The 6,946-nt window shown below is 69.2% G+C and carries 5 protein-coding genes; 1 reads left to right on the forward strand and 4 read right to left on the reverse strand.

Annotated features, from left to right (window positions below; translation table 11 throughout):
• Positions 1–2: 2 nt before the first annotated feature.
• From BQ2383_RS00240 to gabT, 4 genes are all read right to left on the reverse strand, one after another.
• Positions 3–1,550, reverse strand: a complete 1,548-nt coding sequence (locus tag BQ2383_RS00240; protein ID WP_091027478.1) for an APC family permease — start codon at positions 1,548–1,550, stop codon at positions 3–5.
• The gene (locus BQ2383_RS00245) at positions 1,550–2,434 is read right to left on the reverse strand and encodes a universal stress protein (protein WP_091027481.1); all 885 of its coding nucleotides are present in this window, start codon (positions 2,432–2,434) and stop codon (positions 1,550–1,552) included. Before BQ2383_RS00245 ends, BQ2383_RS00240 begins: the two co-directional genes overlap by 1 nt.
• On the reverse strand, positions 2,434–3,816 hold the full coding sequence (locus BQ2383_RS00250) for a flavin monoamine oxidase family protein (RefSeq protein ID WP_091027484.1): 1,383 nt from the start codon (positions 3,814–3,816) through the stop codon (positions 2,434–2,436). The genes BQ2383_RS00245 and BQ2383_RS00250 overlap by 1 nt, the downstream gene beginning before the upstream one ends.
• Before the next feature lie 79 nt (positions 3,817–3,895).
• The gene (gene gabT / locus BQ2383_RS00255) at positions 3,896–5,257 is read right to left on the reverse strand and encodes a 4-aminobutyrate--2-oxoglutarate transaminase (RefSeq protein WP_091027486.1); all 1,362 of its coding nucleotides are present in this window, start codon (positions 5,255–5,257) and stop codon (positions 3,896–3,898) included.
• A gap of 97 nt (positions 5,258–5,354) precedes the next feature.
• Here gabT and BQ2383_RS00260 point away from each other — a divergent pair, with 97 nt between their 5' ends.
• A complete protein-coding gene (locus tag BQ2383_RS00260; RefSeq protein ID WP_091027488.1) occupies positions 5,355–6,869 on the forward strand; it encodes a PucR family transcriptional regulator in 1,515 nt (504 codons plus the stop codon).
• Positions 6,870–6,946: the final 77 nt, after the last annotated feature.

Here is a 6,946-nt window from a genome sequence, read left to right on the forward strand (position 1 = left end):
GGCTATGCGCGCTTGCGTCGGCTGGGCGGTGCGTCGATGCCCAATGTCTCGCCGCGGAAGAAGGCGGGCCGACGGACCGCGTTCCAGATCATGACCGCGATGCCGACGACGATGATCAGCATCCCGAGGATGAAGACGATGCCGACCCCGCCGATCTGCGATCCGGAACCGTACTCCGGGTCCATCGAGTCGATCAGTGTGGTGAAGAACAGCACCGCGAGGATCGCGCCGCCGATGAGGGGGAAGAGGAACGTGAAGAAGACGTTCCGCGTCGAGTCGAACCACTGCTTGCGGAAGTACCACACGCACGCGAACGCGGTGATCCCGTAGTAGAAGCAGATCATCATGCCGAGCGTGAGGATCGTGTCCCACAGGGTGTCTTCACTGACGACGCGCATCACGGCGTAGAACGCGGAGGCCACGATCGCCGAGATGATGGTCGCGTACCCCGGGGTGAAGAAGCGCGGGCTGACCTTCGCGAACGACTTCGGCAGGGCGCCGTAGTGCCCCATCGCCAGCAGCGTGCGTGCCGGGCCCACGAACGTGGACTGCAGCGACGACGCCGAGCTGGTCAGCACCGCCAGCGACACCAGGAACGCGAGCGGTCCCAGGATCGGGCCGGAGAGGTGGAAGAACACGTTCTCCTGGATGTCCGCGTTGCCGAGCCCCAGGTCTCCGGTACCGACGCCGGCGAACATGATCATCGCGACCGCGAGCAGCAGGTACAGCGACACGATCGTGAGCACCGTGAGGGTGGCCGCGCGTCCCGGTGTCTTCTCCGGATCCTTGGTCTCCTCGTTCATGGTGAGGGTGACATCCCAGCCCCAGAAGATGAAGATCGAGAGCGAGAGACCGGCGGCGACCGCGCTGAAGGAGGAGATCGCGAACGGGTTGAACCAGTTCAGGTCGAACGGCTGGTAGTCGAAGCCGTTGCCGTTCACCGCCTGCACGATGGCCGCGACGGCGAAGAACACCAGCACGAGGATCTGGAAGCTGACGAGCCAGTACTGCAGCTTCTGCGTCGTCTGCATGTCGCGATACGAGATCCACGTCGCGCCGAGCATGAACAGCAGGCAGACGCCGATGTTGATCCAGGTGACACCGGCGAGGTCGCCGATCGCCGGGTTCCCGGTGATCTGCGACAGCAGCAGGAAGAGGAAGTCGACCGCGACGCCGGCGAGGTTCGACAGCACCAGGATCGTCGCGACGACCAGACCCCAGCCGGCCATCCAGCCGACCCAGGGCCCGAACGCTCGGGCCGCCCAGGTGAACGAGGTGCCGGAGTCGGGCATCCGGTTGTTGAGTTCCCGGTAGCCGAACGCGACGAGGAGCATCGGAATGAAGCCGACGAGGATGATGGCCGGGATCTGCGCGCCGACCTCGGATGCCGTGGGGCCGACGGCGGCGGTGAACGTGTACGCGGGGGCGATGCACGAGATGCCGATCACGACCGCGCCGATGAGGCCGACCGTTCCGGCGCTCAGGCCTTTGGTGGAGATGCCGGTCGTGACACCGGATTCGGGCTCCGTCGCCCGGTTCGTGCTGCTCATCAGCGGTCTCCTGCTTCGTTGCGGGTACGCGGGACGACGATCATGGGAACGGGCAATTCGTGCAGCATCTTCGCTGCCGTGGAGCCCAGGAACAGACGACGCGGTTGCGCCAGCCGGCTGGAGCCGACCAGGACGACCTCGCCCGGGAGCCAGGAGAGATGGGCGACGGCGTCTTCGACGGAGTCTCCCGGCGCCTTCTCTACCGCGGCGGTGCGGCCGTCCGGCAGCAGTTCCGAGGCCACGGCGAGCACCTCCTGTCCGTGGGTGTCACCGACCGTGCGGATCGCTCCGGTGTCGAGTCCGGGGGGAACGTCGAACGGCACGAGGGACACGAGCCGGAGGTCGACGCCGCTGTCCCCGGCGAGCGCGACGGCCTCGTCGAGGAGGGCGTCGGCACCGGGCCGGGACCCGACGGCGACCGTGACACGCGGGATCACGTGATCGTCCTGCTGTGCGGCGCCGACGGGCGCGAGCGCCACCGGGATGGTCGACGAGTGCAGCAGCTCAGAGGCGACGCTGCCGAGGCGGTGACGGCCGAAGATGCCGCCGCCCGCGGCGCCGATCACGATGATCCTGGCGCCGAACTCTTCGCCCGCGGAGATCAGACCCTCCGCGAACGATTCGGAGAAGCGCACGTGACCGCTGCGGGTCAGCTCCTGCGGGAGCCGAACGACGGCGTCCTTGAGCCACTGCCGCGCCTGCGCCCTGATGTGCTCCTCATACGCGCGCTCCGGCGGAACGGCGGCACTGCGCGTTCCCTCGTTCGGCAGCACGATCACGAGGTGCAGGGTCGCACCGAGGCTGCGGGCGAGCCGGGCGCCCAGCGCCGCGGCATCCGCTCCCGCATCCGTCGCCGTGTATCCGACGACGACCGAGCCGGTCATCAGCTGCTGCTCTCGACAGCGCCGGCGTCGCGGCTCGCGTCGACGATGTTCGACGCGACGAGGTGACCCATGCGGATCGCACCGTCGACGTGCTGGTACCCGGCGCCGGCCATGTCGCTGCAGGCGAAGTGGATCGGTCCGACCGCCGTGCGGAGGTCCGCGCCGTAGCGGTGCAGGCCACCCATGTCGAAGCTCGCGGCGTACGCGCCGCGCGTCCACTCCTCGCTGCCCCAATCGCTCTCGTAGTAGACGACCGGCTTCTTGGCTTCCGGACCGTAATAGTGCGACAGCGATTCGAGGATGCGCTCCTTGCGCTCCTCAGCCGAGAGTTCGAACACGCCGTCGGCGTTGGCGTCGGAGACGAAGCCGACCAGGGTGCCGCGCTCGTCGCCGTGGTTGGTGTTGTCGTAGGCCTCGTGCGAGAGCTCGTACGGGCTGAACGCGGTGCCGCTGAGGCCCTGCTCACGCCAGAACGGCCGGTCGTACACGGCGTGCACCTTGATGACGAAGCCCATCGACAGATGCTGGTGCAACTGGTGCTGTCGGCGTGGCAGCGGAGGATCGAACGCGATGCGGCTGTAGAGCACCGGCGCATGCGCGAGGATCGCGTGGCGGGCGCGCACGGTGTGCTCGTCGGTGGTGGCGATGACGCCGGTGTCTGACCATTCCAGGCCGCGCACGGGCTGGTTCAGCAGCACGTCGTCACCCAGGCGCTCAGCGAGCCGCAGCGGAACCTGCTGCAGACCGCCGACCACTCGCTTGTCGAGGATGAAGTCGGCATCGACGAGGTTCGAGTAAGAACCGGCGGACGCGGCCATCAACAGCGACTGCAGCAGGGAGAAGGAGTGTGTGGGCTTGGTGAGCATCGCCGAACCGGTGGCGAAGGCCAGGTTGCGCACGGCCTCGTCGTCGTCGGTCTGCGAGCGCAGCCAGGCGTCCCAGGTGATCGTGTCCCAGTCCTCGGCGCTGGGGTGGGCCCAGGGACGGTCCGGGTCGATCTCGGCGACGAGTGCGTCGAGGATCTCGGTGACCCTGGCGATCTCGGCCTCGGTCTCCGGCGCCACCGGGAACATCTCGCCCGTGAAGCGGTGTGCCTTCCCGTCGGGGCCGACATAGACGCTGTCGCCTTCGCGGTAGCGGCTGTAGGTCTCGAGCCCCAGCTCTTCGATCGTGTCCTTGAGCGCGTCCTGGTCGGGCGACACCCACTGGCCGCCGATCTCGAGCATGGCGCCCTCGATCACGTCGGTCCACAGGCGCCCGCCGACGCGGTCACGGGCCTCCAGCACGGCGACCGACAGGCCGGCCTTGCGGAGGTCGTTCGCCGCCGTGAGCCCTGCGGCTCCGGCACCGATGATCAGTACGTCGCGAGTGATCTCAGCCATCTGCAACTCCTTCGTTGGGTGAAACAGTGCCGGTCGCGACCCGAAATCCCCCGATCGGGGTCGCGACCGGACAGGGGTGTCAGGCCGCGGCGAGCGCCGCGGCGACGATGTCGAGTCCCTCGTTCAGCAGATCGTCGCCGATCGAGAGCGGGGGAAGGAAGCGGATGACGTTCCCGTAGGTTCCGCAGGTGAGGACGACGACGCCCTGGGCGATGCAGGCCTTGGCGACCGCGGCCGTGAGAGCGGCATCCGGAGCCTGGGTCTCGGGATCGACGAACTCGGCGGCGATCATCGCACCGTGGCCGCGGACGTCGCCGACGCGCGGGTCGTTCTGCTGGATCGAGGTGAGACGCTGCGTGAGGATCGCGCCGATCTCACGGGCGCGCTCGATCACGCCGTCGTTCTCGAACACGTCGATCGAGGCGAGGGCGGCGGCGCAGGCGATCGGGTTGCCGCCGTAGGTGCCGCCGAGGCCACCGGAGTGCGAGGCGTCCATGATCTCGGCGCGGCCGGTGACGGCCGCGAGCGGGAGTCCGCCGGCGATGCCCTTGGCCGTGGTGATCAGGTCGGGCTCGATGCCGAAGATCTCGCTCGCGAACATGTGACCCGTGCGGGCGAAGCCGGTCTGCACCTCATCGGCGATGAAGACGACGCCGTTCGCGCGGCACCAATCGACGATCGCCGGCAGGAAGCCGTCGGCCGGGACGATGAAGCCACCCTCGCCCTGGATGGGCTCGATGATGACAGCGGCCAGGTTGTCGGCGCCGATCTGCTTCTCGAGCTGGAGGATGACGCGGGCCGCCGCCTCGTTGCCGTCGAGCCCGTCACGGAACGGGTACGACATGGGAGCGCGGTAGACCTCGGGGGCGAAGGGCCCGAAGCCGCTCTTGTACGGCATCGACTTGGCGGTGAGCGCCATGGTGAGGTTCGTGCGGCCGTGGTAGCCGTGGTCGAAGGCGACGACCGCCTGACGGCCGGTGTGCTTGCGGGCGATCTTGATCGCGTTCTCGACGGCTTCTGCCCCGGAGTTGAACAGGGCGCTCTTCTTCGCGAAGTCACCGGGGGTGATGCGGTTGAGCGCCTCGGCGACGCCGACGTACGACTCGTACGGCGAGATCATGAAGCAGGTGTGCGTGAACTGCGCGGCCTGCGCGGCCACGGCTGCGGCGACCTTGGGGTGCGCGTTGCCGACCGTGGTCACGGCGATGCCGGAGCCCAGGTCGATGAGCGAGTTGCCGTCCGCGTCGACGATCACTCCGCCACCGGCGGCCACGGCCGCGATCGGGACGGTGTGCCCCACACCGGCCGCGACGGCATCCGCCTTGCGTGCGAGGATCTCGGCCGAGCGAGGGCCGGGAAGGTCCGTGACCAGGCGACGCTCCTGCGGGAGGTCGGGTCCGCCGAGAGGGACTGCGGGTGCTGCGGTGTCGAGGAGTGCCATGTTCGCGAGCGTACGGCGGCAGCGGAGCCCGTCGCACTAGCCAACTTGTACAATCTAGGCAGAGCGTTCGCCAGACTGTACAGCCGAGAGGTTCATCATGGCCACCACCGCACCCGACCAGCCGACGCTGCGGGCGCTGCTCCGCCGTCGGGACCTCGGGCTCGCACTCGTACCCCTCGAAGAAGACCTGCCGGAGGGGGCTCTCGATCGCCCGCTGCGCTGGGTGCACAGTTCCGACCTGGCCGACCCGACCCCCTTCCTCTCCGAGGACCTCGCATTGCTGACCACGGGCACGCAGTTCGACGAGGCCGTCGACATCGACACCTACGTGGGACGCCTCGAAGAACGCGGGGTCCTCGGGCTCGGCTTCGGCACGGAGGTGCATCGGTCCGGCATTCCGGAGGAGCTCGTCGCCTCGTGCGCCGCGCACGGGATGCCGCTGTTCGCGGTGCCGTACCGCACGCCGTTCATCGCGGTCGCCCGCGCGCACTCCGAGGCGATCGCCGCCCAGGCGTACGCCCGACGGTCCTGGGCGCTCGACACCCAGCGTGCCCTCGCCTTGGCGGCTCTCCGGCCCAGCGGCCTCGAGGCGACCATCGCGGAACTCGGACGACGACTCGACGTCTGGGCCGGAATGTTCGATGCGGCGGGGGCGGTCGTCGCCGCCCACCCGCGCGACCGCCTCCATGCCGAGCTACTCGACGCCCTGAGCGAGCGGGTGATGGAGATCCTCACGCGCGGGCTGGAAGCGAGTCAGTCGCTCACTCTCGGAGATCACGCATTCATGCTGTTCACCGTGGGCCGCGGCGGGCACCTGCGGGGGGTGATCGCTCTGGCGCTCGACGCGCTCGACCCGGAGGCGCGGTCGGTCGTGACGTCGGTGATCGCCATGGCGGGGCTCGCGATGGAGCAGAGCGAACAGCTCGCACGGAGCCGGCGGCGCCTGCACGCCCAGCTCCTCGGCTCCCTGCTCGCCGACGATCCCACGCTGGCGAGAAGAGTGCTCGGCGGCCTGCCCCCTGCTCCGGTGATCGTGGCCGTCGCCGCGGATGCCCCTGCCGGCCCGCTGGGCGAATGGTGGGAGCGGCATCGCTCCGAGCACGGCACTCCCGTCTTCCTCGCCGAGTCCGAGGACGGCGTGACCATGTGCGTCTCCGCCGGCGAGGAAGGCCTCTTCGACGAGGTCGCCACGCGCTTCGGCATCCGCATCGGCGTCTCCGATCCCGACGGCTACGACTCGTTCGCCCGCGCGCACGCGCAGGCTCTGACTGCTCTTCGCCAACAGGGAACGCACGGGGTCGCCCGATACTCCGAGACGGTGGGCTCCAGCATCCTCACCGCGCTGGCGACCGATGAAGCGCGTCTCGTCGCGGAGTCGCGTCTCGCGCCACTGCGCGAGCACGATGCCCGCACCGGGGCCGAGCTGGAGCGCTCGCTGCGCACCTGGTTGGAGCACGATGCGAGGGCCGAACCCGCCGCATCAGCCCTCGGGGTGCATCGGCACACCCTGCGGTCCCGCATCGCTCAGGCCGGGGGCCTGCTCGACATCGACCTCTCGGCATTCCCGGCACGCGCCGAGCTGTGGACCCTCCTGCAGACAGCCCGGGACTGAGCCGCGCGCGACCCGCGGGTGACCAGCGAGGAGCGGGCGGCTCAGTCCCGGGCTGTCTGCAGGAGGGTCCACAGCTC

The sequence above is a fragment of the Microbacterium oxydans genome (assembly GCF_900095745.1).
Lineage (GTDB): Bacteria > Actinomycetota > Actinomycetes > Actinomycetales > Microbacteriaceae > Microbacterium > Microbacterium oxydans_B.

Bases quoted from the DNA above. Each gene is read 5' to 3' on its own strand.
- BQ2383_RS00260 (WP_091027488.1), top strand. From the start codon at position 5,355: ATGGCCACCACCGCACCCGACCAGCCGACGCTGCGGGCGCTGCTCCGC.
- gabT (WP_091027486.1), bottom strand. From the start codon at position 5,257: ATGGCACTCCTCGACACCGCAGCACCCGCAGTCCCTCTCGGCGGACCC.
- BQ2383_RS00250 (WP_091027484.1), bottom strand. From the start codon at position 3,816: ATGGCTGAGATCACTCGCGACGTACTGATCATCGGTGCCGGAGCCGCA.
- BQ2383_RS00245 (WP_091027481.1), bottom strand. From the start codon at position 2,434: ATGACCGGCTCGGTCGTCGTCGGATACACGGCGACGGATGCGGGAGCG.
- BQ2383_RS00240 (WP_091027478.1), bottom strand. From the start codon at position 1,550: ATGAGCAGCACGAACCGGGCGACGGAGCCCGAATCCGGTGTCACGACC.